This is a genomic window from Actinophytocola sp. (assembly GCF_035942955.1).
Taxonomy (GTDB): domain Bacteria; phylum Actinomycetota; class Actinomycetes; order Mycobacteriales; family Pseudonocardiaceae; genus DASYTH01.
This window is the reverse complement of the sequence record NZ_DASZCQ010000326.1, coordinates 1-24,079: the sequence shown is the minus strand read 5'-3', so window position 1 is coordinate 24,079 and position 24,079 is coordinate 1. Positions and strand designations below refer to the sequence as shown.

The window sequence follows — 24,079 nt, the reverse complement described above, 5'->3', positions numbered from 1 at the left end:
CCGCTATGGAACGGAGTGTCACACAACGACCCCCTCGTGGAGCCAGGGCTCCGGCAAGTTGCCAAGATCGACCTGGCCGCTCCACGTTCACGCCCTGCCTTCCAGCACCATGCCCCGACCCTGCCGGGCACCGGATTTTGCCGGAGCCCTGCCTCGTGGAGCGGGGGCGGCCGGGTGGACCATAGGGCGATGACGGTTCTGGACTCGTTGCCCGTTCCGATCGTGCAGGCGCCGATGGCCGGCGGAGTGTCCACCCCGGAACTGGCCGCGGCCGTCTCGCAGGCCGGTGGGCTGGGCTTTCTGGCGGCCGGCTACCAGTCCGCCGAGGGGTTGCGGGGCCAGATCCGGGCCGTTCGGCGGCTCACCGACCGGCCGTTCGGGGTGAACCTGTTCGTGCCCGGCGAACAGGACGCCGACGCCGAGGCGCTGGCCCGGTACCGGGACCGGTTGGAGGCCGAGGCGGCGCTGTACGGCGCGGAGCTCGGCGAGCCGGTGGCCGACGACGACGGCTGGGCGGACAAGCTCACCGTGGTGCGCGAGTCCCGGGTGCCGGTGGTGAGCTTCACGTTCGGCTGCCCGAACGCGGCGGCCGTCGCGGACCTCAAGCGGCATGCGTCCGAAGTGGTCGTCACCGTCACGTCCGCGGTGGAGGCGCGGCAGGCCGCCGACGCCGGGGCGGACGCGCTGTGCGTGCAGGGCCCGGAGGCCGGCGGGCACCGCGGCACGTTCACCAACCCTGAACGGCTCGACGACGTGAGCCTGCTTCCCTTGCTGCGCAGGGTTTCCGCGACCGTCGACGTGCCGCTGATCGCGGCCGGCGGGTTGTCCCACGGCCGGGAGGTGGCCGCCGTGCTGGTCGCCGGGGCCAGGGCCGCGCAGCTCGGCACCGTGTTCCTGCGCTGCCCGGAGAGCGGCGCGAACCCCGTGCATAAGGCCGCGCTGACCGATCCGTCCTTTCCGGGCACGACGGTCACCCGGGCGTTCAGCGGCCGCCCGGCGCGCGGGCTGATCAACCGGTTCGTGCTCGACCACTCCGCGGGCGCGCCGGCCGCCTACCCGCACGTGCACCACCTGACAAGGGGCCTGCGCGCGGCCGCCGTCCGGGTCGGCGACGCCGAGGCGATGAGCCTGTGGGCCGGCCAGGGTCATCCGTTCGCCGTCGAGCGCCCCGCCGGGGAGCTGGTCGAGACGCTGGGAGCGCAGGTTCGGGAGGCCATCGCCGAAGTGGCGCGCAGGTTGGCCCGAACGTAGCGTGGAGGCCACGATGCCCACTGATCTCGTCCTGATCGGCTTCGACGGCACCCCTGCGGCCGAACGCGCGGTGCGGGAGGCGGGCGCCCTGTTCGCCCCGCGCCCGGCCCTCGTCGTCACGATCTGGGAGCCGGGCCGCGCCTTCGACCTCGCGCTGGTGCCGGCCAGGGGCTTCGAGCTCCCGCTGAGCAGCGTCGACATCCGCACCGCCACCGAGGTGGATCGCGCCCTGTACCGGGAGGCGCAGCAGCTGGCCCGCTGGGGCGCGCAGCTGGCCACCGACAGCGGCCTGCGGGCCGACGGCCTCGCCGTGGCCGACGACCTGACCGTGACCGACACCCTCGTCCGGCTGGCCCGCGAGCGCGACTCCGCGGTCATCGTGCTCGGCACGCACCGCCACGGCCGGCTCGCCAAGCTCCTGCTCGGCAGCACCTCCCGCGGCGTCATCGAGCACGCCCCCTGCCCGGTGCTGATCGTCCGCGGGCACTGAACCCCAGGTCACCCCTCGTGAGCCTGTTCCGGTGCCATAGGCCATGAACAGACTCACGACACGTGCGCTGGTAGTTCGCGGGGACTGAACACCGGGCGGCGTACAAAGGGAGGCGTGTGGCGGGAGAAGGGGCGGCGGTGGTCGCTGGTCGCGGTGGTGGCCGGGGTGCTGGTCGCGCTGCCCGCCATCGGGTCGGCTCTGCCGGTGCCGGCGGTGGGGGTGGAGCCGGAGCGGCTGCGGGACATGATCGTGCGCTCGGTGGAGCGGCCGTATCAGGGGTACGCGGAGACCACCGGGATGCTGAGCGTGCCGGATCTGCCCAACCTGGAACAGGTGACGTCGCTGATCAACGGGACGACCCGGGTCCGGTCCTGGTACGACGGTCCGTCGCGGTGGCGGTTCGACGTGCTGACGGCGGGGGCCGAGCGGGACGTGTACCGGACGCCGGACGGTGAGTACATCTGGGACTTCGGCGCGAACCTGGTCACCGAGGTGATCGGGGCGCAGCCGGTGCGGCTGCCAAGGGCCGGTGATCTGCTCCCGCCGGACCTGGCCCGCTGGGTGCTGCGGGCGGCGCCGGAGGATCGGGTCGAGGCGCTGCGGTCGCGGCGGGTGGCCGGGATCGCGGCGGCCGGGCTGCGGCTGCGGCCGGCCGATCCGGACACGTCGATCGGTCGGGTCGACATCTGGGCCGATCCGCAGACCGGGCTGCCGGTCCGGGTGGAGGCGACCGCGCGCGGGGCCGGGCAACCGTTCCTGGTCACCGAGTTTCTCGAGCTGAGCCTGACCCGGCCGGCCGCCGAGACGGTCACCCCGCCGCTGCCGCCGGACAGCGGGTACAACGTGACCGTCGCGCCGGACATCGTCAACGCGCTGGGCGCCGCGGCCCCGGCGTCCCTGCCGGACACCCTGGCCGGGCGTCCGTTGCGGGCCGACGACCTCGGCGGCCTTCCCGGGGTCGGGCAGTACGGCGGCGGGTTGTCGTCGTTCGTCGTGCTTCCGTTGCCGCGCAACGTCGGCGGGTCGGCCACCGACGCCGCGCGCAAGGGCGGCGGGCGCGAGCTGACCCTGCCGGGCGGCACCGGCATGCTGCTCACGGTGCCGCCGCTGACGGTGATCATCGAGCGGTCCAACGTGGCCCGGCGCTCGTACCTGATCGCCGGGTTGATCTCGCCCGCGGTGCTTGAGCGGGCCGCGGCGGAGTTGTCCCTCGTGCCGAGGAGCCGCTCATGATCGTCACCCGGGCGCTCACCAAGCGGTTCGGCCACACGCTCGCCGTGGACGCGGTCGACCTGCACGTCCGGGAAGGCGACCGGTACGGCTTCCTCGGGCCCAACGGGTCCGGCAAGACGACGCTGGTGCGGATGCTGCTCGGGCTGGTCTACCCGACCGGCGGCTCGATCGAGCTGCTCGGCCGGCCGGTGCCGCGCCGGGTGGCCGACGTGCTGCCGTCGGTCGGGTCGCTGGTCGAGGCGCCCGCGGCGTACCCGCACCTGTCCGGGCGGCGGAACCTGACCCTGATGGACGCCGCGGGCGCCGGCGGCCGGCGGGACCGCGGGCGCCGGGTCGAGGACGCGCTCGAGCTGGTCGGTCTGTCCGGTGTGGACAATCGGCCGGTGAAGGCGTACTCGCTCGGCATGCGGCAGCGCCTGGGCTTGGCCGCCGCCCTGCTGCGCCGCCCGCGCCTGCTTGTGCTCGACGAGCCGACCAACGCGCTGGACCCGCAGGGCATCCGGGAGGTGCGGGAGCTGCTGATCCGGCTCAACGAGGCCGGAACCACGGTATTCCTGTCCAGCCACCTGCTCGGTGAGGTGGAGCAGCTGTGCACCCGGGTCGGCGTGGTCGACCACGGCCGCCTGGTGCTCGAGGAGACGCTGGACGGGTTGCGCCGCCCGACCGGCCGGGTGCTGGTGTCCACACCGGACGCCGCCGCTGCCGTGTCCCTGTTGGACGGGCAGCTCGAGTCGCGGGACGGCTCGCTGCTCGTCGTGCGGCACACCGACCCGGCGTCGTTGAACACCCTGCTGGTCGAGGCCGGCCTGCGGGTGTCGGAGATGGTCGTGGAGCGCCGCACCCTCGAGCAGGTGGTCCTCGAGGTGACCGGCTCCGGCTCGGACCGGGTGGATGCGCCGTGATCGCCGTCGAGCTGCGCAAGCTGGTGCTGCGGCCAAGGGTGTGGCTGAGCATCCTGCTGCTGTGCGCGCTGCCGCTCGTGGTCGCCGTGGTGCTGGCCGCCGCGGACTTCCCGCCGCCGCCGGGCCAGGGCGGCGCTTTCCTGTCCGCCGTGCTGCGCAACGGTTCCCTCTACCCGGCCGCCGCGCTCGCCCTTGTGCTGCCGGTGTTCCTGCCGCTGGCCGTCGCCGTGCTGGCCGGCGACGGGATCGCCGGCGAGGCCGCCACAGGTACGCTGCGCTACCTGCTGGTGCGCCCGGTCGGCCGCACCCGCCTGCTGATCGCCAAGCTCGTCGCGCTGTGCGCGTTCATCCTCCTTGCCGTGCTGCTGGTGGTGATCACGTCCCTGGTGATCGGGATCCTGTTGTTCGGCACCGGCGCCGAAGCCGTCGGCCAGGCCGGCGCGGTCACCTCCCTGTCGGGCGTCACGCTCACCCCGTTCGAGCTTACGCTGCGCCTGCTCGGCTCGATCGCCTACATCGTCGCGTCCATGCTCGGCTTCGGCGTGATCGCGCTGTTCCTGTCCACGCTCACCGACTCCGGCCTCGGCGCCGCGCTCGCCGCGCTCGCCGTGCTCATCACCAGCTCGGTCCTGGAGACCCTGGACGCCGCCGGGCCCATCAAGCCGTACCTACCCACCAACTTCTGGCTCGCCTGGATCGACTTCTTCCGCGACCCCATCTTCTGGCACAGCATCGAGAAGGGCCTACTCCTCCAAGCCGGCTACGTCATCGTCTTCTTCGGCGCCGCCTGGGCCAACTTCTCGACCAAGGACGTCACCAGCTAGCCGGGACAACCCACGTCCTCGACCCGGCGGGTCAGCGGATCCGGGCCAAGGGAGCGCAGCACGATCGCGACGACCAGCGGGTGGGTGGGCAGCTCACCGTGTTCGATGTGGACTCCGGGGCAGACCTCTTGCAGGGCAAGGTTCTCGGCTCCGTCGAGGCGGGCGGAGTCGGGCGGCGTCACGGTCTGGTCGTTCTCCGTCCACACCGACAGCCAGGGTAGGCGCACCGGCTCCTGCGCGACCGAGGCGAGCAGCGCGCTGCCGGGGATCATCTGCTGGCAGGCCACCGGGCAGGCGTCCGGGGCAACGACTCCCCCGCTGGCGGCCAGCCGGGTTCCGTGCAGGGGCGAGCCAAGCGTCACGACGCGGCGGGCGCGGCGCTCACCCTGCTCACGTACCGCCCACAGGCGGGCCACCAGTCCGCCGGCCGAGTAGCCGATGATGTCCACCGAGGGCGCCCCGCGGTCAAGGGCCGCGTCGACCTCCCGGTCGAGCACGGCAACCTGGGCGAGCAGATCTCCCGTTCCGTTCCCCGGCAGGGTCATGACGTGCGTGTCGCGGCCACTGTCGCGTAGCCGCTCGTCCAGTAGCCGCAACCCCTCCTGGCTTCCCCCGTAGCCGGGCACGAGGATCACCGTGCCGGGGCGGTCCTGCGCGGGGAGCTCGCGCTCGGCCCCGCCGACGAGCCGCACACCGACGACTACGGCGGCGACCGCGACCAGCGCCGCCACGACGGCGAGCAGCAGGCGGCGGCGGGGGCTCATGACCCCATGGTGTCAGTCGGTGCGGGAGGGGGTGGGGCCGCGGAGGCGCTGGCGGATCGGGAGGGCGAACCAGAGCATGCCGAAGCCGACGCCGGCCAGGATGGCGAGCAGCACGGCCGGCCAGCCGCCGATGATCATCTCGCCCAGCAGGAGGACGGTGCCGGTCATCGCGAGCGCGAGGGAGGCCAGACCGCCCACGGCGAGCCGGTCGGCCACGTTGATGATCTTCTCGCGGCGGCCGAGGCGGAACAGGACGCGGTGCCAGGCGGCGGGGGCGGTCAGCAGGGCGACCGACGCCGTGGCGAACAGCACGGTGACCAGGTGGGTGGCGCGGACGTAGTCGGACGTGGTGCTGTAGCGCTCGGTGAAGGCGATCGACAGCAGGAAGCCGAACAGGATCTGCACCCCGGCCTGCGCCACCCGGATCTCCTGAAGTAACTCGTTGAGATTGCGCGCGAGCTGCTGGCTCTGCGACTCCTCGGCCCGGCTCATGACCTGCGTATACCCCGCGGAATCGGTTACGAACCGGAGCGGGCGGGTACCCGGCCGCCATGGTGAGCATGGGTTACTTCCTGTCCAGCGAGGAGTTCGGGCCGCGCGAGCTGGTTCGCCAGGCGAAGCTGGCCGAGGAGGCCGGCTTCCAGCGGCTCTGGATCTCCGATCACTACCATCCGTGGAACTCCGAGCAGGGGCAGAGCCCGTTCGTCTGGTCGGTGATCGGGGCGCTGTCCGAGGCGACGCGCCTGCCGGTGACCACGGCGGTCACCTGCCCGACCGTGCGCATCCACCCCGCGGTGATCGCGCACGCCTCGGCCACCGCCGCGGTGCAGCTCGAGGGCCGGTTCGTGCTCGGCGTCGGCAGCGGCGAGGCGCTCAACGAGCACATCCTCGGCGACCGCTGGCCGGCCGCGTCGGTGCGGCTGTCGATGCTCGAGGAGGCCATCGGGATCATCCGGGCGATGCACACCGGCAAGGAGCTGACCCACCACGGCAAGCATTACACGGTCGAGAACGCGCGCATCTACACCTGCCCGGACGAGCCGGTGCCGATCTACGTGTCCGGGTTCGGGCCCAAGTCGATCTCGCTGGCCGCGCGGCTCGGCGACGGGTTCATCTCGGTCAAACCGGACGCCGACTCGGTGCGCAGGTTCCGCGAGTCCGGCGGTGGTGACAAGCCCGCCCAGTGCGGTTTCAAGGTCTGCTACGCGCCGACCGTCGACAAGGGAATGGAGACCGCGCACCGGCTGTGGCGCAACGAGCAGGTTCCCGGTGAGCTGGCCCAGGTGCTGCCCAGCCCGCGGCACTTCGAGCAGGCGTCCACGTTGGTCACCCCGGAGATGGTCGGCGAGACCGTCCCCTGTGGACCCGATCCGGAGCGGTACGTGGAGACCGTGCGGACGTTCGTCGACGCCGGCTACGACGAGGTGCACGTGCAGCAGATCGGCCCGGACCAGGAGGCGTTCTTCGAGTTCTGGGCCAACCAGGTCGCGCCGCACCTCGAGCCGGCCCGAGTCTGAGGAGCGAGACATGCCCGAGTATTCAGAGGACTACGACGAGGACAACCTCCGGCTCGACCCGTTGGAAGAGGGCATGGACCCGCCGGAGCACTGGTCGGAGGCCGACCGGTTCGGCATGACCGAGTCGGAGGCGCGCCAGGGCCAGGACCTGGACCACCGGCTGCGCGAGGAACAGCCCGACATCGAACCGGAGTTCGCCGAGCGGCCGATCGGCGCGACGCCCGACGAGGAGCTGGACGAGTCGATCGACGACCTGACCGACGACGTCGACGTGGTCAGCACCGAGGAGCTACCGATCGCCGACCCGACCGGGGCGGTGCGCCGCGGCCAGTCCGCCGACGAGGCCGGCGGCTCGGTGGCCGACGAGATCCGCACCCCGCCGCCCAACCGGGAGTCCTGACCGCCGGGCCGAGTTGTCCACACGCACCCCACCCATCCACATCCACCCCCAACTTTGATCTTTACCTCCGCTTCCACCGGTAAACTGACCCACGAACCCACCTCCCCACCCCAGACGGGGTGGGGGCTGGCTGGCTAAAAGGGGGGCCGGCGCGGGTCAGAGGGAGGCGAGGGGCTTGAGGTCGGCCGCGAAGGCCCGGTAGGCCTCGTCGCGATCCGGGGCGCGCAGCACCGACGACGGGTGCACCGTGGCCAGGGCGCGGGCCGGCGGCAGCGGCTCGTTGTCCAGCTCGGCGGGCAGGTCGAACATCTTGCCGCGGTGCTCGGTGAGCTTGAACGACGGTCCCATCACCGCCTTGGCCGCCACCGCGCCGAGTAGGACCACGAACTCCGGCCGCACCAGGCGAAGCTCGGCCAGCAGCCACGGCCGGCAGGCCACCACCTCGGTGCGCGACGGCGTCTTGTGGATGCGCCGCTTGCCCCGCTCCGCCGGCACGAACTTGAAATGCTTGACCGCGTTGGTGACGTACACCTGGTCGCGGTCGACACCCAGCTCCTCCAGCGCGCGGTCGAGCACCCGGCCGGCCGGGCCGACGAACGGCGCACCGGCCTTGTCCTCCTGGTCACCGGGCTGCTCCCCCAGCATCAGCACCCTGGCCGTGCGCGGCCCGGCGCCGAACACCGTCTGCGTCGCCGCCTCGTACAGATCGCATCCCTTGCAGCCGCCGGCGGCCTTGCGCAGCTCGTCGAGATCCGCGCTGTCCGGCACGAACGGGCGGGCATCCCAGGTAGTCGTGGCCATGCCGTTGGCTACCCCCGGTTGCGAGCATCACACGTGCCCGTTTCGGACGCAGGCACCCGGGTAGCCCCATGGCAGCGTTCGAACAGGAGGTGACGACGATGCCCGGTAGGGAGAGCCTGCCAAGCACGCTGCGTCGCTCGCCGAAGAAGGCGCAGGACACCTGGGTGAAGGCGCACGACTCGGCCATCGAGACGTACGGCGAGGGCGAGCGGGCACACCGGACCGCCTACGCCGCGCTGAAACACTCGTTCGAGAAGGTGGGCGACCGCTGGCAACCCAAGGGCAAGCGCGGCCCGTCCGACGCGCAGGCCGAGAAGAGCACCCGCTCGGGGCGGCGCCCGCCGCGCGGCGAGACCGCGGGCGGTGTGGACGCCAACGCCAGCAAGCAGCATCTCTACGACCTGGCGAAGCGGCTCGACATCCCCGGCCGGTCGTCGATGACCAAGCCGGAGCTGGTCAAGGCGCTGCAGAAGGCCAACGACCGGAAGACCGCGGCGGCCCGATCATGAGCATCCACCGCGAGAGCTCCAAGCACGGCCCGGTCCACGACGACGAGCTCAAGCACGAGCTGGAAGGCACCCTCCGGGCCAACCGCTCCTCGCGCGCCGAGGAGTGGCGCGACCCGGAGCCACCCGCCGACGACGACCCCAACGTCCCACCCTTCGCCGACGACCGTCCGGAGGAGCCCAACGATAGGTAGGTAGTTGGTTGACCGACGGCCGGACCACGCCCCACGTGGCCCGGCCGTCGCTTTTCCCGCCTCGGCGCGGAAACGCCGGACACGGCACGGCCAACGCGAGACACCCGGGGGGTTGGGCGCATGAGTGGGTCCGCGGGCCCGGGGGACTCGCGGACCCGGCGTGCGAGGTTATTAGTGGCGCAGGCGGAGGACGAGGACGGTGGCGAGGGCCGCGGTGAGGGCGGCCGTTGCGGCGATGGCGGGGTGGGTGCGGACCGTCCGCAGCACGGTGCGGGTGCGGGCCTGGAGGGCGGTCACGCGGCGCTGGGTGGCCTCGCGGGTGCGCGACTTGATGTCCATTTTGTACAGCAGCTCGGCGACGGTGTCGCCCAGCTCCTGGCGGGTGAGCTCGACCTCGTGCTCGAGGTCCTCGGTGGTGGGTGGAGCGCCTGGTGGGGCGTAGCGGTCCTGTCGCGCGGTCATTGGTGGGTCCTCTCCCTTACCGCGTCGATGTCGTCACGGACGCGGGTGATGGTGTTGTCCGGGACCGGGGGGAGTGCCTTGCGGAGCTGGGCGCGGCCGACGAGGGCGGCGACGCCGGCGGCGGCGAGCAGGGCGATGCCGATCAGCAGGGTGGCCAGCCAGGCGGGCAGCACCGTGGCAAGGGCCAGGGCGACACAGGCCAGCAGCATGGCGCCGGCGTACCCGGCGAGAATCGCTGCCGCGCCGAGCGCGCCGGTGCCGAAGCCGGCGCGGCGGGCCTTGCCGGCCATCTCGCGGGCGGCGAGCCGGGCCTCGGTGCGGACCAGGCGCGCGGTCTGCTCGGACAGGTCGCTGACCAGTTGGGCCATGGTTCGGTCGTGCGTCTCGACTGTGTCCATTGTGGACTCCTAAACCTTGGTCAGCGATCGGGCCGCGCTGACGATGGCGGCGGCGTCGATGCCGGCCTCACGTAGTTGCTCCTCGGGTGTGGCCGAACCGGGCATGCCCCGGACGGCGAGCTTGGTCAGCGGGGGCGGTCCGTCGGCGAGCGCGGCGAGGACGGCGTCGCCGAGACCGCCCTCCGGCCAGTGGTCCTCGACGGTGATCATGCGGCCGGTGTCGGCGGCGGCCTGGCGGAGCGTGTCCACATCGATCGGCTTGATCGAGTACAGGTCGATGACGCGGGCCGCAATGTCGTCCTCGGCGAGCCGATCGGCCGCCTTGAGGGCCTCGAAGACCGTGATGCCGGCGGCCACGATGGTCACCTTGTCGGCTCCCGACGAGCGCAGGACTCGGCTGCCGCCGATCGGGAAGTTCTCGTCCGGCTCATAGATCACCGGGGTATCGCCGCGGGTGGTGCGCAGGTACGAGATTCCCTTTCGGACCGCCATCGCGGAGACCAGGTGGGCGGTCTGGTTGGCGTCGCAGGGATACAGCACGGTGCTGCCGAACAACGCGCGGAACGCGGCCAGGTCCTCGAGGCCCATCTGGGACGGGCCGTCCTGGCCGATCGACACGCCGGCGTGCGAGCCTACCACGCGCAGGTCTGCCCGGCTGACCGCGGCCATCCGGAGGAAGTCGTAGGCCCTGGTGAGGAACGCGGCGAACGTGGCCAGGTACGGGGTCCAGCCGCGGGCCTGCATGCCGGTGGCGGAGGCGACCATCTGCTGCTCGGCGATGTAGCTCTGGAAGAACCGCTCCGGATGCGACTCGGCGAAGTACTCCGACCTGGTCGAGTCGCCGACCTCACCGTCAAGCACGACGATGTCCGACCGGGAGTCGCCGAGCGCGGTCACGGCTTCGCCGAACGCCGTGCGGGTGGCCACCGTGTCGCCCACCGAGTAGACCGGGAGCTTGAGCTCGGCCGACTCCACCGGCCTGGTCAGCATCGGCTCGGGTCGGGTCGGCGTGATTCGGATCGCGCGCCGGCCGCCGAGCTCGGTGATCGCCTCGTCCGGGTCGGACAGCGGCTTTCCGTGCCGGTGCTCGGCGTCCTCCACGGCGCGCACGCCGCGACCCTTCCGGGTGCGGGCGATGATCGCGGTCGGCCGGCCGGTCACCTGGGTTGCCTCGGCGTAGGCCCGGTCGATCTGATCGATGTCGTGGCCGTCGATCTCGATGGTGTGCCAGCCGAACGCGCCGATCCGGCGGGCGTAGGCCGCGGTGTCCCAACCGTGCCGGGTGGGTCCGCGCTGGCCGAGCCGGTTCACGTCGACGATCGCGATCAGGTTGTCCAGCTTCGAGAACGCGGCCTCCTCGAACGCCTCCCACATGGATCCCTCGGCGAGCTCGCTGTCTCCACAGAGGACCCAGACGCGGTACGGGAGGCGGTCGAGGTACCGGCCGCACAGCGCGATCCCGACCGCGACCGGCAGGCCCTGGCCCAGCGACCCGGTGGCGACGTCCACCCAGGGCAGCCGCGGGGTGGGGTGGCCCTCGATCCGGCTGTCCAGCTTGCGGAACGTCAACAGCTCGCCGTCGGTGATGGCGCCGGCCGCCGCGAACATGGCGTACAGCAAGGGAGATGCGTGCCCCTTGGAGAAGATCAGATGGTCATTGCCCGGATTGTCCGGGGTCTCGAAGTCGTAGCGCAGGTGGTTGGCCAGCAGCACCGCCATCAGGTCGGCCGCCGACATCGACGATGTCGGATGCCCGGACCCGGCCGCGGCGGACGCCCGCACGGCGTCCACCCGAAGCTGCTGGCCGAGCTCGGCAAGCTGAACCGCCCGCAGTTCCTCTCCCGTCATCGCGCCGTCATCCCTCCGCAAAAAGCCCGTACGTGGCGGCTACCCGAGCGGGCGCGGTCGAAACGCCTAGCGGCCGCCGGCCTCACGCAGTGCCGGAAGCAGCCGCCGCTCGGCCACGTCCAGGAACTCCTCCTGGTGCCGCCCGCCGATCTGAACCAGGGCCAGGTGGGTGAAGCCCGCCTCCCAGAAGGGTTTCGCCGCGTCGACGATCGGGTCGAGGTCCGGGCCGCACGGGATGGCCGCGGCCACGTCCTCCTCGGTGACGAACTGCGTCGCCGCGTCGAAGGCCGGCGGGCCGGGCAGCTCGGCGTTGACCTTCCACCCGCCGCCGAACCAGCGGAACTGCTCGTGGGCGCGGCGCACGGCGGCCTTGCGGTCGGAGTCCCAGCACACGGGCAGCTGGCCGACCTTGGGCGAGTCGCCGTCGTGCAGCTCGTCCCAGCCCTTGCACAGCTCGGGTTTCGGCTCCACCGCGATCATCGCGTCGGCCAGCGGGGCGAACGCGCGCACGGACTGCTCGCCGGAGACCGCCACCGCGATCGGCACCCGGATCTCGGGCAGATCCCACAACTTGGCCGAGTCAACGCGAAAATGCTTGCCCGCGTAGTCGAGGTACCCGCCGTCGAAGAGCCCGGCGATGATCTGCACGGCCTCGGCGAGCAGCTCGTGCCGGACGTTCGCCGGCGGCCAGCCACGGCCGACCACGTGCTCGTTGAGGTTCTCCCCGGCACCCACGCCGAGCGTGAACCGGTTGCCGGACAGCAGTTGCACGGTCGCCGCCTGCTGGGCCACCACCGCAGGGTGGTACCGCATGGTCGGGCAGGTCACGAACGTCATCAGCTCGACCCGCTCGGTCGCCTGGGTCACCGCGCCCAGCACGCTCCACGCGTTGGGCGAATGTCCCTGCTCGTCGAGCCACGGGAAGTAGTGGTCGCTCATCACCTCGAAGTCGAACCCGGCCCGTTCGGCCATGGCCGCGTGCCGCACCAGGTCCGTCGGGCCGGCCTGCTCGGTCATCAACGTGTATCCGACGCTCACCATGCGTCACGGGTACCCGACCCACCGTCCGGTCAATCGTCGAGGCGGCGCAGCGGGCGGACCGCCGGACCCTGGACGACCGCACCGTCCACAGTGAACCGTGAGCCGTGGCACGGGCAGTCCCACGTCGACTCGGCGTTGTTGAACGCGACCAGGCAGCCGAGGTGCGTGCAGCGGGCGCTGACCAGGTGCAGCTCTCCGTCGGCGGAGCGGTGGGCGGCGACCATGCCGGCACCGCGCCGGGTGACGGTGGCCTCGCCGGGGGCGAGCGCGTCGATGTCCGGCGTGCCGGTCAGCGCCCTCGCGTGGTGCCCGACCAGGTACTTGGCCACGGTAGCGTTGGCGTGCACCAGTTTGCCGGCCGCGCGCAGCGAGAACCGGTTCGGGTCGTAGAGCCCGGCGGCGGCGTTGTCCTGCCCGAGGATCAGGTCGCGCAGCAGCAGGCCGGCCGCGGTACCACCGGTCATCCCCCACTGGCCGAAGCCGGTGGCCACCCACAGGTTCCTGGTGGCGGGGTGGTAACGGCCGACGTACGGCACATCGTCCAAAGTAGACATATCGTGCGCCGACCAGCGGTACTCGATCTTGTCCAGCCACACGTTCCGCTCGGCCCACGCGGCCAGCCGGTTGAACCGCTGCAGCACGTCGACGTGCGACCCGACGCGATAGTGCTCGCCGCCCACGACCAGGAGCTGCTCGCCTCCGGGGCCGGTCGCGGTGCGCACCGAGTGGTGCGTGACGGCGTCCAGGAACATCCCGTCCGGCGCCAGCTCGGGCCCGACCGGACCGGCGATCACCAGATCCCGCACGGGTTCCAGCCGCGCGAAGTACAGCGCCCGGTCCAGGATCGGGTAGTGCGTTGCCACCACGACGTCGCGCGCCCGCACCTCGCCCGCGGTCGTGCGCACCACGTTGACCTGACCCTCGTCGACGCCGACCGCCCTGACCTCCTCCACGATCGTGCCGCCCAGTTCCTCGACGTACGCGGCCAGGCCGAGCAGCCACCGGCGCGGGTGGAACTGTGCCTGGTCGGCGACGCGGACCGCGCCCGCGATCCGGATGGGCAGCGCGATCTCGTCGACCAGCTCGGCCGGCAGCCCGGCCGCCGCGGCGGCGTCGGTCTCGCGGCGCAGCAGCGACCGCCTGCGCGGATCGGTGGTGTAGACGTAGCTGTCCGTGCGGACCAGATCGCACTCGATGCCGAGGCGCTGTGCCTGCTCGGCCACCCAGTCCAGCGCGGCGAGCTGGGCGGCGGCGTAGGTCCGGGCCGCCTCGGGTCCTTTGTGGTCGGTCAGCCGGTGGTAGATCAGCGAGTGCTGCGCGCTCAGCTTTGCCGTGGTGTTCCCGGAAACCCCGGTCGCGACACGGCCAGCCTCCAGCACCAGCACGGAGCGGCCGGCCTGCGCCAGCAGGTAGGCCGTGGTCAGGCCGGCGATTCCGGCGCCGAGCACGGCGACGTCGACCTCCGCCGGCAGCGCCCGGCCGGCGCGGTCCGGCGCGTCCGTTGTGGACACCCACAGCGAACGCGCCGGGGGCAGGGGTGGTGGCGCCGTCGGCTCGGTCATTGTCGCGGCCTCCCGGGGAGCAGTCCCAGCCCGACCATCCCGGCGCCCAGGCCGAGGTGCAGCCAGTTGTCCGCGGTGTTGACCGGGATGAAGTTGGCGGCGCCGTCCTGGTCGATGACCGCGCCGTAGAGGGCGAGCAGCAGGTAGACGACCCCGCCGCCGAGCAGGAAGCCACGTGCGGCGCCCGCCGTGGTGGCCAGCGCGAGCCCGGCCACCGCGAACAGCAGGTGGATCACGTTGTGCACCACGGAAACCGAGAGCACGCCGAGCAGCAGGGCGTCGGAGTGGTGCCCGACGAACTCGAGGGCGCCGAGGTTGGTGGTGATCCCCGGCAGGAAGCCGAGCAGCCCGACCAGCCCGAACACCCCGGCCACGGTGGCCGCCGCGTGCTGGACCGGGGCGGTATGCAGCTTGCGGCGTTCCACGTCGGGATCGGGGGTCGTCGAGCGCGGATTCGATGGGGCCCACCCGGGCCGGATACGCAACCGCCGGCCAAGCGGCCGATTCTCAGGTAGCTGCTCCGGGAACATGGCGCACCTCCTGCACTCCCGGCTACCCAGCGGGACGCGGCATCAACCTCGGGAGCGGGCCGGATGCCGCACCGCCGGCGGCCGGTCGGCGTCGGCGAGCGTCACCTGCTGTTCGGGCACCATGCCGAACTGGACGACCTGGCGGCGGGCCAGCAGGTCGGTGAGCCAGTCGGCGGCCACCCGCAGCCGGTTCGCGGGCAGCGCCAGCAGGTGGTAGCCGCGGGTGATCACCTTGGCCGGCCAGCCGGTGATCGGCACGTGCAGCGGGTCGGCGACCGCCTGTCCCCCACCGAGGTCGACCACGAAGCCGAGATCGCGGTGCCGGTACTCCCGCGGCGTGCCGTGCCCGAGCGACGCCGCGACGTTGATCCCCGCTGCCCGCCCCTGCCGCACCGCGTGCTGCACGGTCATCGGCGTGAGCCGGCCCGGGTGGTACACGTCCGGCACCGCGGCCACGTCCCCGGCGCCGAACACGTGCTCCGCCCCGCGCGCCTCGAGCCGGGTGCTCACCGCCAGCCGGCCCTGCTCGGCGGGCAGCCCGAGCGCCTCGACCAGCGGATCCGGCCGCACCCCGACGCACCACGCCACCGTCCTCGTCGGGATCTCCGACCCGTCGGTGAGCCGCACGCAATCCTCGGTCACCTCGGCCACACCGGTCTCCAGGCGCACCTCGATCCCCCGCTTGCGCAGCACCCGCTCGGCCGGCCCGGCCAGCCGCTCGTCGAGGCCGGGCAGCACCCGCGGCGCCACGTCGATCAGCACCCAGCGCACGTCCCGCTCGGACAGACCGGGCCGGTGCCGCAGCGCCGCGCGGGTCAGCTGCTGACCCTGAGCGACCAGCTCGGTGCCCGTGTAGCCGGCGCCCACCACCACGAACGTGGCGCGGGCCGCCCGCTCCGCCGGGTCGGTGGCGACCTCGGCCAGCTCGATCTGGCGCAGCACGTGGTCGCGCAGGAACACCGCCTCGGCCACCGACTTGAAGCCCTTCGCGTGCTCCCCGACCCCGGGAATGGACAGCAGCCTGGTCACGCTGCCGGAGGTGACCACCAACCGGTCCCAGGTCAGCGTCCGCGCGCGACCCTCCACGTCCACAATGGTGCAGGTGCGCCCGCGCACGTCCACGTCGACGGCGTCGCCGAGCACCAGCCGGGTCCGGCGCAGCCGGCCGCGCAGCGGAACGGCCACCCGGCGCGGCTCCAAGTGGCGCCGGCAACCTCTGGCAGCAGCGGAACGTAGAGCATGTAGTCGGTAGGGTTGACCACGACCAGCTCGGCGGCATCCGGCGGCAGCCTCCGCTCCAGCGTGCGCAGGCAGTGATAGCCCGCAAACCCCGCACCAATGACCAGGATCCGCGGGCGGTTCGTGTTCGACGGCATGCGCATGGGTGTACCCCGGGCTCCGGGAAAGCAACGTCCCATTCCTGGGGGTGGGAACGTGACGTTGCTTTCCATCCGGAGTGGTAGCCGCCGCTTGCATGGAGATCCCCCGTGGGGTGAGCGGAGCGGGCTGGATGCGCCGGCAGACCGGCGTGTTCGCGTGCCCGGCGGGGGTGGCCAAAGAGCAACGTCACGTTCCCGAAGGACCGTGACGTTGCTTTCCGCGCCGAGAGGGGCGGACGGTTGGGCTCCGGTGGGTGGGTGCGGGGCCTGGCGCAGCTGGCGGCCGGACGAAATGGCCCTGGGCGCGGTGACCTCGGTGGGCACCTCCGCATCGACCGGGCGGCGGAGCGCGCCACGTCGTCCCGGCGCACGCATGGAGATCCCCGCGGGATGAACGGAGTGGCTGGCGCAGCCAACCGGTTCACCGATCCAGGATCCTCCGGCAGACCGGCGTGTCGCGTGCCCGGCGGAGTGGGTGGCCCGACAAGCAACGTCACGTTCCCCGGGAGGAACGTGACGTTGCTTTCCGCGCCGAGAGGGGCGGTTAGCGCGGACGGTCGGGCTCCGGTGGGGTGGGTGCGGGGCCCGGGCCGGCCTGGCGCATCTGGCGGCCGGACGGGATGGCCTCGGGCGGGGTGACCTTGGTGGGCACCTCCGCATCGACCGGGTGGGCGGAGCGGGCCGCATCTTCCCGGCCGCGCTCGTAGGCCTCGGTGCGGGCACGGGCTACCGGGATCTCGCGCTCGGCGCGGCCGAGCCACGATTCCCAGCGCTGCTGCATCGGGCGGATGAGGCCGCCGCCGACACCGACGATCACGATGCCGGCCGCGGCGGCCAGCACGGCGATCAGGACCGGGAGGGTGACGGTCGTGGCGATGCCGACCTGGTTGAGCGCGGCGATGACGCCGAGCGCGATGATGAACCAGGAGGCGAGCCGGCCGAGGAACTGACCGTAGTTCACTCCCGCGAGCGCCCGGGTGATCAGGTCGCGGACAGCGCTCGCCAGGGCGGCGGCCACCACCACGATGATGATCGCCACGGCGGCCCTCGGCAGCCAGGCCACGATCTGGTTCAGCAGGTCGCTAACCGGGTTCGGGCCGAACACGCCGAACGCTAGCTGCAGCGCGATCAGCAGGACGCCGTAGTACACGAGGGCGGCGATCAGGCCGGACACGTCGATGCGGTGGCGCGCTACCACGTCACCGAGTCCGCCGCGCTGGACCGCCCGCTCGAAGCGCAGCTTCTGCAAACCCTTGTTCACGAGCATGCGCAACAGCCGGGCGATCAGCCAGCCGATCAGAAGAATGACAAGGAAGCCGACCAGCTTCGGCAGAAAGTTGACGACCGAGTGGAACGCGTCGTTGAACGCGCCGCCCACGTCAACCTGGGCATAGCTGGTCGCGAGAGCGCTGGACATGTGTCCTCCTCGAACGGTTCTCTCGTCCGAGCACCTGAATACCCTGGTGCCGGAATATCAACCACAGCAGGCCACGATCGGGTGAGAATTTGTCCGCCCGCTGTCCGACCGACCGTGCCAGAATTGATTTCCTGGTCGAACGGGCACTTGGCGGGATCCTGTTCACCGGATCATTCGACGCGGCTCTCCGCGCGGCGATCCGGCATCGCGGGCTGACCCTCGATCGGCTCCGCTGGCACCTGGCCCGGCGCGGCGTCGTGATCGGGCTGTCCAGCCTCAGCGACTGGCAGAACGGGCGCAGCCGGCCGGGGCAGGCCAACTCGCTACGCGCGGTGTGGGCGCTGGAGGACGTCCTGCGACTGCCGCCGGGCTCGCTGGTGCGGCTGCTCGACCGGACCGGCTCGGGCCGGTTGACCGACATCGGCCCGGTCGCCGAGCTGCTGGACACCCTGCCCGGGGCCCGGGACCGCGGCGTCGAGCTGATCAGCGTGCAGAACTCGGTGGCCGTCGGCGCCGAGCGGCGCATCGTGCTGCAGTCGACCCGGATCGCGGTGCGCGCCCGGCGCGACGGCGTCGACCGCTACGTCGTGCGGTACTACGGCAACCCGGGGTGCGTCGCCGCCCTCGTCGAGCCGCAGCCGGTCGGCAACTGCCGGCTCGGCGCGGTCCGCGCCCACCCGACCGCCCCCGCGCTGGTCTACGAGCTGCTGTTCGACGAGGTGCTGCGGGCCGGCGACACCTGGGTGTTCGAGTCGGCGCTTGTCGACCGCACCGGCGGGACCTGCACCGAGTTCGCGTACGGCTTCCGGTACCCGGCCGAGCAGTACCAGCTTCAGGTGCGGTTCGATCCCGCCGCCCGGCCGGCGCGGTGCTGGTCGTTCGGCCAGTTCGACCTGACCGACGAGCGGCACCCGACCGGAGACCTGCCGATCACCAGGTACCACGACGTTCACCTGGTCGCGTCGGCGATCGACTCCGGGGTGCTCGGGATCAAATGGGACTGGGAATTATAGGTCTGCGCGCATTGGTCGACGACCGCCGGAATTCCGGAGGTTGCGGCTGATTCGACGGGCTCGGTACGACGGTTCTGACAACGTTGTCATCGCCCGGAGGCGTCGACATGTTCCCTGCCATCGTCCGCCCGGTCGCCGTCGGCCTGTCCGTCGCGCTCGGCTGGTCCCTGCTCCTGCTCAACGCCGCGCCGGCGGCGGCTGTCGCCAACCCGGCCGGCTTCGTCAACACGCTCATCGGCACCGGCAACGACGGCGAGACCTGGCCGGGGGCCGACACGCCGTTCGGAATGGTGCAGTGGAGCCCGGAGAACACCCGCGGCAACCAGACCCGCACGCCCGAACCCGGCGGCTACGGCTACGACGCCACCCGGATCCGCGGCTTCAGCCTGACCCACCTGTCCGGCACCGGATGCGCCGGCGCGTCGGGAGACATCCCGTTCCTGCCACACGTCGGCACGGTCTCCTCGTCGCCGTCGGCCGACACCACCGACAGCGTCTACGCCAGCAACTTCTCGCACGCCAACGAGACCGGGGCGGCCGGCTACTACCGGGTGCTGCTCGCCTCCGGGGTCAACGTGGAGCTCAGCGCGACCGCGCGCACCGGCTCCGGCCGGTTCACCTACCCCGCCGGTACCGCGAGCATGCTGCTGCGCACGTCGAGTTCCGAGGTGGGCAGCGGCAACGCGACGGTCAGCATCGATCCGGCGACCCGGACCGTCAGCGGCTCGGTCACCAGCGGCAACTTCTGCGGCTATATCAACCAGATCGGCCGGCGCAGCTACTACACGCTGCACTTCCACGCCGTGTTCGACAAGCCGTTCGCCAGCGCCGGCACCTGGGTGGACTCCACGCTGCGGCCGGGAACGACCAGCGCGAGCGGCGGCACCACCTACGGCGCCGACGGTTTCCCGCCACCCGGCCGTGGCTCCGGCGGGTACGTGACGTTCGACCTCAGCTCGGGACGGACCGTCAACGTCCGGGTCGGCATCTCCTACGTCAGCGCGGCCAACGCGCGGGCCAACCTGGAGGCCGAGAACCCGGCGGGGACGACGTTCGACACCGTCCGGCAGCGGGCTTTCAACGCCTGGAACACCGAGCTGGGCCGGCTCGAGGTGACCGGAGGAACCACCGCGCAGCTGACCACGTTCTACACCGCGCTGTACCACGCCCTGTTGCACCCCAACGTGTTCAGCGACGTCAACGGGCAGTACCGCGGAATGGATCAGCAGGTCCACACGGTGTCCGGCGGGCAGCGGGCACAGTACGCCAACTTCTCCGGCTGGGACGTCTACCGTGGACAGTTGCAGCTGGTCACGTTGCTGCGACCGGACATCGGGGCCGAGATCGCGCAGTCGATCTTCAACCACGCCACGCAGAACGGCGGGGTGTGGGATCGCTGGACCCACAACCAGGGCGGCACCCACGTGATGACCGGCGACCCGGCGCATGCCGCGCTGCCCAGCATCTACGCGTTCGGCGGCACGGGGTTCGACGCGGCCGGCGCGCTCGCCTCGATGATCCGCTCGGCGACCACGGTCACGGCCGCGGACCTGTCCCGCAGCGGGTGGAACGTGATGGTGATCGGCGAGCGGCCGTCGCTGGACAAGTGGCTGTCCATTCACTACATCCCGACCACCGGCAACGCCTGGGGCGGGGCGGGCGAGACGCTCGAGGTGTCCATTGCGGACTTTGCGCTGTCGCAGCTCAGCATGCGGCTGGGCAACTCCGCGCGGCACCAGGAGTTCCTGGCTCGCGCCCAGTACTGGAAGAACGTGTTCAACCCGGGTAACGGCGGATTCATCCAGAACCGCAACGAGAACGGCACCTGGCCATCGTTCAACCCGGCCAGCAGCAGCGGGTTCGCCGAGGGCAGCGCGGCCCAGTACACCTGGATGGTGCCGCACAACGTGCGCGGGCTGTTCGGCCGAATGGGCGGCAACACCGCGGCGACCAACCGGCTGGACGCGTTCTTCCACCAGTCCGACGGCCGGTGGGCGCTGACCGACGCCGGCGGGCTGAAGTCCGAACTGGACAACGAGCCGTCGATCTGGGTCCCCTGGCTGTACAACTTCTCCGGCCGTCCATACAAGGCACAGGAGACGGTCCGGCAGGTCGTGAACACGCTGTGGTCGGCCACGCCGGGCGGGATACCGGGCCAGGACGACCTCGGCGCGATGTCGGCGTGGTACGTCTGGGCCACCATGGGCATCCACCCGCTCACCCCCGGCCGGGCCGAGCTGCTACTGGCCAGCCCGCTGTTTCCGCGGATCGTCGTGCACCGTGGCAACGGGGTCGTGCTCACGATCGACGCCCCGGCGGCCTCGGCGGGCACGAAGTACGTGCAGAGCCTGACCGTCGACGGGGTCGCGTCGAGTAAGCCGTGGTTGCCCGAGTCGTTCGTCGGGACCGGCGGCGCCCTCGCCTTCACGCTCGGGTCCACTCCGAACACCTCGTGGGGCAGCGCGGTCGCCGACGCGCCGCCGTCGTTCGACACGCCCTGAGCGACGGAAGTCCCGTAGTCTGCACGTGTGCATGCCGAGGACATGGCCGAGGACTTCCCGGTCGTCGATCTGGATTCCGACGCGTGGGAGGCGGCGCAGCTGCTGGCCGAGCATCGGCTGCCCGGCCTTGTGGTGACCGACCCCGACGGCCACCCGCAGGCGATCCTGCCGGCCTCGCAGGTCGTGCGGTTCCTGGTGCCCGGCTACGTGCAGGACGATCCGTCGCTGGCCGGCGTGCTCAACGAGTCGATGGCCGACCGGATCGCCGACAAGCTCAGCGGCAAGAAGGTCCGGGAGGTGCTGTCCCGCGAGACGGCCGATCCGGCCGTGGTCAAGGCCGACGACACGATCGTCGAGGTCGCCGCCACCATGGCCCGGCTGCGCTGCCCGCTGGCCGCGGTGATGAGCGGCGACCGGCTGGTCGGCGTGATCACCGCCTCGCGGCTGCTGCAACTCGCCCTGCGGCACGGAAAGTAGTCGCGCCCTCGTGAGCGTCGTCATCGCGGTCACCGTGTTCGTGGCGGCCTACGTCCTCATCGCCACCGAGCGGGTGCACAAGACCGCCGCCGCGCTGGTCGGCGCGGGCATCGTGCTGGGGCTGGGCGTGGTCGGCTCCGAGAACGCCTTCTACTCCCACGAGACCGGGATCGACTGGGACGTCGTCTTCCTGCTGCTCGGCATGATGATCATCGTCGGGATCCTCAGACAGACCGGCGTGTTCGAGTACCTGGCGGTGTGGGCGGCCAAGCGGGCCAAGGGATCGCCGCTGCGGGTGATGGTGCTGCTGGTGCTGATCACCGCGATCGCCTCGGCGTTCCTGGACAACGTGACCACGGTGCTGCTGATCGCGCCGGTGACGCTGCTGGTCTGCGACCGGCTCGGGATCAACGCGGTCCCGTTCCTGATCGCCGAGGTGCTGGCGTCCAACATCGGCGGCGCGGCCACGCTGATCGGCGACCCACCCAACATCATCATTGCCAGCCGAGCCGGGCTGACGTTCAACGACTTCATCGTCCACATGACCCCGATCGTGCTCATCGAGCTGATCGTGTTCACGGTCCTGCTGCCGCGGCTGTTCCGCGGCTCGTTCGACGCCGACCCGGCGCGGGTGGCCGACGTGATGGCGCTCAACGAGCGGGAGGCGTTGCAGGACACCAGGTTGCTCGTCAAGTGCGGCATCGTGCTCGTCGCGGTGTTCGCCGCGTTCGTCGCCCACTCCGCGCTGCACATCGCGCCATCGGTGGTGGCGCTGCTGGGCGCCGGCGTGCTGGTGCTCATCTCGGGCACCACGCCGAAGCAGTACCTGGCCGGTGTGGAATGGGAGACCCTGCTGTTCTTCGCCGGGCTGTTCATCATGGTCGGCGCGTTGGTCCACACCGGAGTGATCGGCGACCTTGCCCGGTTGGCCACGCAGGCGACCGGTGGCAACGCCCTGCTGGCCGTCATGCTGATCCTGTTCGTCTCCGCCCTGCTGTCCGGCATCATCGACAACATCCCTTACGTGGCAACGATGAGCCCGCTGGTGCTCGAGCTGTCCACCAACATCGCCAACCCGGTGCACGCCCAGGCGCTGTGGTGGTCGCTTGCCCTCGGCGCCGACCTCGGCGGCAACCTCACCGCCGTCGGCGCCAGCGCCAACGTCGTCGTCATCGGCATCGCCAAGCGCATGGGCACGCCGATCTCGTTCTGGGAGTTCACCAAGAAGGGCGCGGTCGTCACGGCGATCACGATCGCCCTGGCCGCGCCCTACCTGTGGTTGCGCTACTTCGTGTTCGGCTGACCGCTCAGCAGTTGCCGCCCGCGGGTTGGCCGGCGAGGCGGTCGGCCACCCAGGACGTGACCGCCGGGCTGGCCGTGGCGGCGGTCGGCGCGTGCCCGGGGATGAGCAGCCGCCAGTATGTCAGGTTCGCGCCGGCCCGGCACCAGCTCGACCGCAGCGCGTCGCTGACCTGCACCGGCAGGATCTCGTCGAGGGCGGAGTGGTACAGCAGAACGGGTACCCGCGCCGGGCGTTGCCCGCCGAGGTTCTGCTCGTTCACCCGGGCCGTCCACTCCGGACGGTTGAGCACGTCGGTCGTGGTGAAGTCGGCGAGCCTGCGGCCGGCGAACTTGCTGAAGTCGTCGGTGCAGTCGTCGCGGATGTCGGCGAACCCGGCCCGGCCGGCGTCGTTGAGGAACGGGTCAAGGCTGAGGTCCGGGTAGGCGGCGTCCAGGCCGATGCCCGCGGCCAGCACCAGGCCGACGTTCGGCCCGCCGTCGTTGTGATCGGCGACCACCCGCAGGTTCGCCGGGGGCGCGCCGACCGAGAACGCCTTGTAGTTCAGCTCGGGCGCGTAGGTCGGGGCCAGCTGCGCCGCCCAGCCGGCGGCGTGCCCGCCCTGCGAGTAGCCGACGATGGCCACCGGGGCGCTCGGCGACAGCCCGCTGCCGGGCAGCCGCTGGGCCGCCCGCACGATGTCGAGCACCGCGTTTCCCTCGGCGCGGCCGGCGGTGTAGGTGTGATCGCCGGGCGTGCCGAGGCCTTCGTAGTCGGTGACCGCGACGGCGAAGCCGCGGGTGGCGTACTGGTGGATCAGCAGGCCCTCGAACTCGTCGCCGGCGGCGAGGTGGACCGACGGCGCGCACTGGTCGCCGAGGCCGTGGGTGCCGGGCGCGTACCCGACGATCGGCTTGTTGGCGCTGCCGCCCTTGGGAACGATCACAGTCCCACTGACCACATTGGACTGTCCGGTCGCGCCGGTCGAGCGGTAGGTGATCGTCCAGACGTTGGCGTAGAAGAACCCGGGAGCGGAGATGGCGCGCGCGGAGACGATGTCTCCTGCGGCGGCGATCTGGACCGGGTCGGCCGCGGCCGGCGCCGAGGTGAGGGCCAGCGGCAGGACCACGCAGGCAAGTGACGTGAACAGGCGATGGCTGACGGACATGTCGCTCCTTTGCGATCGCAGGGCTCCGCCAGGGACATGAACCGTATTCACGATAGCGCGTCCATCACTGCCCGTAAAGGTCTCGTCACACGAGTCCGGCGTGTTGGCGCGTGGTGTCGCCG

The 24,079-nt window shown here is 71.7% G+C and carries 25 protein-coding genes; 13 read left to right on the top strand and 12 right to left on the bottom strand.

Features of this window, described 5'->3' with window-relative positions:
* Nucleotides 1-189 precede the first annotated feature (189 nt).
* The 5 genes from VGX25_RS32625 (at nucleotide 190) to VGX25_RS32605 (ending at nucleotide 4,700) form a co-directional block, all read left to right on the top strand.
* Entirely contained in the window at nucleotides 190-1,251 is a 1,062-nt protein-coding gene (locus tag VGX25_RS32625) for a nitronate monooxygenase (protein WP_326921815.1), read from the top strand.
* 13 nt (nucleotides 1,252-1,264) lie between these two features.
* Nucleotides 1,265-1,741 carry a universal stress protein gene (locus VGX25_RS32620; protein ID WP_326921814.1) on the top strand — a complete coding sequence of 159 codons (477 nt, stop codon included), beginning with the start codon at nucleotides 1,265-1,267 and terminating at the stop codon, nucleotides 1,739-1,741.
* 114 nt (nucleotides 1,742-1,855) lie between these two features.
* On the top strand, nucleotides 1,856-2,974 hold the full coding sequence (locus VGX25_RS32615; RefSeq protein ID WP_326921813.1) for a hypothetical protein: 1,119 nt from the start codon (nucleotides 1,856-1,858) through the stop codon (nucleotides 2,972-2,974).
* Entirely contained in the window at nucleotides 2,971-3,876 is a 906-nt protein-coding gene (locus tag VGX25_RS32610) for an ABC transporter ATP-binding protein (RefSeq protein WP_326921812.1), read from the top strand. The genes VGX25_RS32615 and VGX25_RS32610 overlap by 4 nt, the downstream gene beginning before the upstream one ends.
* Entirely contained in the window at nucleotides 3,873-4,700 is an 828-nt protein-coding gene (locus VGX25_RS32605) for an ABC transporter permease (protein ID WP_326921811.1), read from the top strand. Before VGX25_RS32610 ends, VGX25_RS32605 begins: the two co-directional genes overlap by 4 nt.
* Here the strand turns inward: VGX25_RS32605 and VGX25_RS32600 are convergent.
* Both VGX25_RS32600 and VGX25_RS32595 read right to left on the bottom strand, forming a co-directional pair.
* Nucleotides 4,697-5,464: an esterase/lipase family protein gene (locus VGX25_RS32600; protein ID WP_326921810.1), complete on the bottom strand. Its 768-nt coding sequence runs from the start codon at nucleotides 5,462-5,464 to the stop codon at nucleotides 4,697-4,699. The genes VGX25_RS32605 and VGX25_RS32600 overlap by 4 nt on opposite strands.
* Nucleotides 5,465-5,476: 12 nt before the next feature.
* The gene (locus VGX25_RS32595) at nucleotides 5,477-5,956 is read right to left on the bottom strand and encodes a DUF6328 family protein (RefSeq protein ID WP_326921809.1); all 480 of its coding nucleotides are present in this window, start codon (nucleotides 5,954-5,956) and stop codon (nucleotides 5,477-5,479) included.
* Between the two features lie 59 nt (nucleotides 5,957-6,015).
* On the opposite strand from VGX25_RS32595, the gene VGX25_RS32590 reads away from it, so the two are divergent.
* Nucleotides 6,016-6,981, top strand: a complete 966-nt coding sequence (locus VGX25_RS32590) for an LLM class F420-dependent oxidoreductase (protein WP_326921808.1) — start codon at nucleotides 6,016-6,018, stop codon at nucleotides 6,979-6,981.
* A gap of 10 nt (nucleotides 6,982-6,991) precedes the next feature.
* Entirely contained in the window at nucleotides 6,992-7,381 is a 390-nt protein-coding gene (locus VGX25_RS32585) for a hypothetical protein (protein ID WP_326921807.1), read from the top strand.
* A gap of 156 nt (nucleotides 7,382-7,537) precedes the next feature.
* Here the strand turns inward: VGX25_RS32585 and VGX25_RS32580 are convergent, their stop codons facing one another.
* On the bottom strand, nucleotides 7,538-8,182 hold the full coding sequence (locus tag VGX25_RS32580; protein ID WP_326921806.1) for a UdgX family uracil-DNA binding protein: 645 nt from the start codon (nucleotides 8,180-8,182) through the stop codon (nucleotides 7,538-7,540).
* A gap of 98 nt (nucleotides 8,183-8,280) precedes the next feature.
* Here VGX25_RS32580 and VGX25_RS32575 point away from each other — a divergent pair, with 98 nt between their 5' ends.
* Both VGX25_RS32575 and VGX25_RS32570 read left to right on the top strand, forming a co-directional pair.
* Complete coding sequence (locus tag VGX25_RS32575; protein ID WP_326921818.1) at nucleotides 8,281-8,691, top strand: ChaB family protein; 411 nt, start codon at nucleotides 8,281-8,283, stop codon at nucleotides 8,689-8,691.
* A 2-nt stretch (nucleotides 8,692-8,693) separates the two neighbouring features.
* Entirely contained in the window at nucleotides 8,694-8,882 is a 189-nt protein-coding gene (locus VGX25_RS32570; protein WP_326921817.1) for a hypothetical protein, read from the top strand.
* 171 nt (nucleotides 8,883-9,053) lie between these two features.
* On the opposite strand, the gene VGX25_RS32565 is transcribed toward VGX25_RS32570, so the two are convergent.
* From VGX25_RS32565 to VGX25_RS32530, 8 genes are all read right to left on the bottom strand, one after another.
* Complete coding sequence (locus VGX25_RS32565; RefSeq protein WP_326921805.1) at nucleotides 9,054-9,344, bottom strand: DUF3618 domain-containing protein; 291 nt, start codon at nucleotides 9,342-9,344, stop codon at nucleotides 9,054-9,056.
* Nucleotides 9,341-9,742 (bottom strand): phage holin family protein, encoded by a 402-nt coding sequence (locus VGX25_RS32560; RefSeq protein ID WP_326921804.1) that lies wholly within the window; start codon nucleotides 9,740-9,742, stop codon nucleotides 9,341-9,343. Before VGX25_RS32560 ends, VGX25_RS32565 begins: the two co-directional genes overlap by 4 nt.
* Nucleotides 9,743-9,751: 9 nt before the next feature.
* Nucleotides 9,752-11,590 carry a transketolase gene (locus VGX25_RS32555; protein WP_326921803.1) on the bottom strand — a complete coding sequence of 613 codons (1,839 nt, stop codon included), beginning with the start codon at nucleotides 11,588-11,590 and terminating at the stop codon, nucleotides 9,752-9,754.
* A 66-nt stretch (nucleotides 11,591-11,656) separates the two neighbouring features.
* Complete coding sequence (locus VGX25_RS32550) at nucleotides 11,657-12,628, bottom strand: LLM class F420-dependent oxidoreductase (protein ID WP_326921816.1); 972 nt, start codon at nucleotides 12,626-12,628, stop codon at nucleotides 11,657-11,659.
* A gap of 32 nt (nucleotides 12,629-12,660) precedes the next feature.
* Nucleotides 12,661-14,193 carry an FAD-dependent oxidoreductase gene (locus tag VGX25_RS32545; protein WP_326921802.1) on the bottom strand — a complete coding sequence of 511 codons (1,533 nt, stop codon included), beginning with the start codon at nucleotides 14,191-14,193 and terminating at the stop codon, nucleotides 12,661-12,663.
* Nucleotides 14,190-14,618, bottom strand: coding sequence for a DUF4383 domain-containing protein (locus VGX25_RS32540; RefSeq protein WP_326921801.1), 429 nt, complete (start codon nucleotides 14,616-14,618; stop codon nucleotides 14,190-14,192). The genes VGX25_RS32545 and VGX25_RS32540 overlap by 4 nt, the downstream gene beginning before the upstream one ends.
* A 147-nt stretch (nucleotides 14,619-14,765) precedes the next feature.
* On the bottom strand, nucleotides 14,766-15,908 hold the full coding sequence (locus VGX25_RS32535) for an NAD(P)/FAD-dependent oxidoreductase (RefSeq protein WP_326921800.1): 1,143 nt from the start codon (nucleotides 15,906-15,908) through the stop codon (nucleotides 14,766-14,768).
* A 738-nt stretch (nucleotides 15,909-16,646) separates the two neighbouring features.
* A complete protein-coding gene (locus VGX25_RS32530; protein WP_326921799.1) occupies nucleotides 16,647-17,519 on the bottom strand; it encodes a mechanosensitive ion channel family protein in 873 nt (290 codons plus the stop codon).
* A gap of 89 nt (nucleotides 17,520-17,608) precedes the next feature.
* On the opposite strand from VGX25_RS32530, the gene VGX25_RS32525 reads away from it, so the two are divergent.
* From VGX25_RS32525 to VGX25_RS32510, 4 genes are all read left to right on the top strand, one after another.
* Nucleotides 17,609-18,532: a hypothetical protein gene (locus tag VGX25_RS32525; protein ID WP_326921798.1), complete on the top strand. Its 924-nt coding sequence runs from the start codon at nucleotides 17,609-17,611 to the stop codon at nucleotides 18,530-18,532.
* A 107-nt stretch (nucleotides 18,533-18,639) separates the two neighbouring features.
* Nucleotides 18,640-21,033 (top strand): GH92 family glycosyl hydrolase, encoded by a 2,394-nt coding sequence (locus VGX25_RS32520; protein WP_326921797.1) that lies wholly within the window; start codon nucleotides 18,640-18,642, stop codon nucleotides 21,031-21,033.
* Between the two features lie 27 nt (nucleotides 21,034-21,060).
* Nucleotides 21,061-21,510 carry a CBS domain-containing protein gene (locus tag VGX25_RS32515; RefSeq protein WP_326921796.1) on the top strand — a complete coding sequence of 150 codons (450 nt, stop codon included), beginning with the start codon at nucleotides 21,061-21,063 and terminating at the stop codon, nucleotides 21,508-21,510.
* Between the two features lie 10 nt (nucleotides 21,511-21,520).
* Nucleotides 21,521-22,813, top strand: a complete 1,293-nt coding sequence (locus tag VGX25_RS32510; protein ID WP_326921795.1) for an ArsB/NhaD family transporter — start codon at nucleotides 21,521-21,523, stop codon at nucleotides 22,811-22,813.
* A 4-nt stretch (nucleotides 22,814-22,817) separates the two neighbouring features.
* Here the strand turns inward: VGX25_RS32510 and VGX25_RS32505 are convergent, their stop codons facing one another.
* A complete protein-coding gene (locus tag VGX25_RS32505; RefSeq protein WP_326921794.1) occupies nucleotides 22,818-23,957 on the bottom strand; it encodes a lipase family protein in 1,140 nt (379 codons plus the stop codon).
* Nucleotides 23,958-24,079 lie beyond the last annotated feature (122 nt).

Coding starts and splice junctions, on each gene's coding strand:
- VGX25_RS32625 (WP_326921815.1), top strand. CDS start 190: ATGACGGTTCTGGACTCGTTGCCCGTTCCGATCGTGCAGGCGCCGATG.
- VGX25_RS32620 (WP_326921814.1), top strand. CDS start 1,265: ATGCCCACTGATCTCGTCCTGATCGGCTTCGACGGCACCCCTGCGGCC.
- VGX25_RS32610 (WP_326921812.1), top strand. CDS start 2,971: ATGATCGTCACCCGGGCGCTCACCAAGCGGTTCGGCCACACGCTCGCC.
- VGX25_RS32600 (WP_326921810.1), bottom strand. CDS start 5,464: ATGAGCCCCCGCCGCCGCCTGCTGCTCGCCGTCGTGGCGGCGCTGGTC.
- VGX25_RS32595 (WP_326921809.1), bottom strand. CDS start 5,956: ATGAGCCGGGCCGAGGAGTCGCAGAGCCAGCAGCTCGCGCGCAATCTC.
- VGX25_RS32590 (WP_326921808.1), top strand. CDS start 6,016: ATGGTGAGCATGGGTTACTTCCTGTCCAGCGAGGAGTTCGGGCCGCGC.
- VGX25_RS32585 (WP_326921807.1), top strand. CDS start 6,992: ATGCCCGAGTATTCAGAGGACTACGACGAGGACAACCTCCGGCTCGAC.
- VGX25_RS32580 (WP_326921806.1), bottom strand. CDS start 8,182: ATGGCCACGACTACCTGGGATGCCCGCCCGTTCGTGCCGGACAGCGCG.
- VGX25_RS32575 (WP_326921818.1), top strand. CDS start 8,281: ATGCCCGGTAGGGAGAGCCTGCCAAGCACGCTGCGTCGCTCGCCGAAG.
- VGX25_RS32565 (WP_326921805.1), bottom strand. CDS start 9,344: ATGACCGCGCGACAGGACCGCTACGCCCCACCAGGCGCTCCACCCACC.
- VGX25_RS32560 (WP_326921804.1), bottom strand. CDS start 9,742: ATGGACACAGTCGAGACGCACGACCGAACCATGGCCCAACTGGTCAGC.
- VGX25_RS32555 (WP_326921803.1), bottom strand. CDS start 11,590: ATGACGGGAGAGGAACTGCGGGCGGTTCAGCTTGCCGAGCTCGGCCAG.
- VGX25_RS32545 (WP_326921802.1), bottom strand. CDS start 14,193: ATGACCGAGCCGACGGCGCCACCACCCCTGCCCCCGGCGCGTTCGCTG.
- VGX25_RS32530 (WP_326921799.1), bottom strand. CDS start 17,519: ATGTCCAGCGCTCTCGCGACCAGCTATGCCCAGGTTGACGTGGGCGGC.
- VGX25_RS32520 (WP_326921797.1), top strand. CDS start 18,640: ATGTTCCCTGCCATCGTCCGCCCGGTCGCCGTCGGCCTGTCCGTCGCG.
- VGX25_RS32505 (WP_326921794.1), bottom strand. CDS start 23,957: ATGTCCGTCAGCCATCGCCTGTTCACGTCACTTGCCTGCGTGGTCCTG.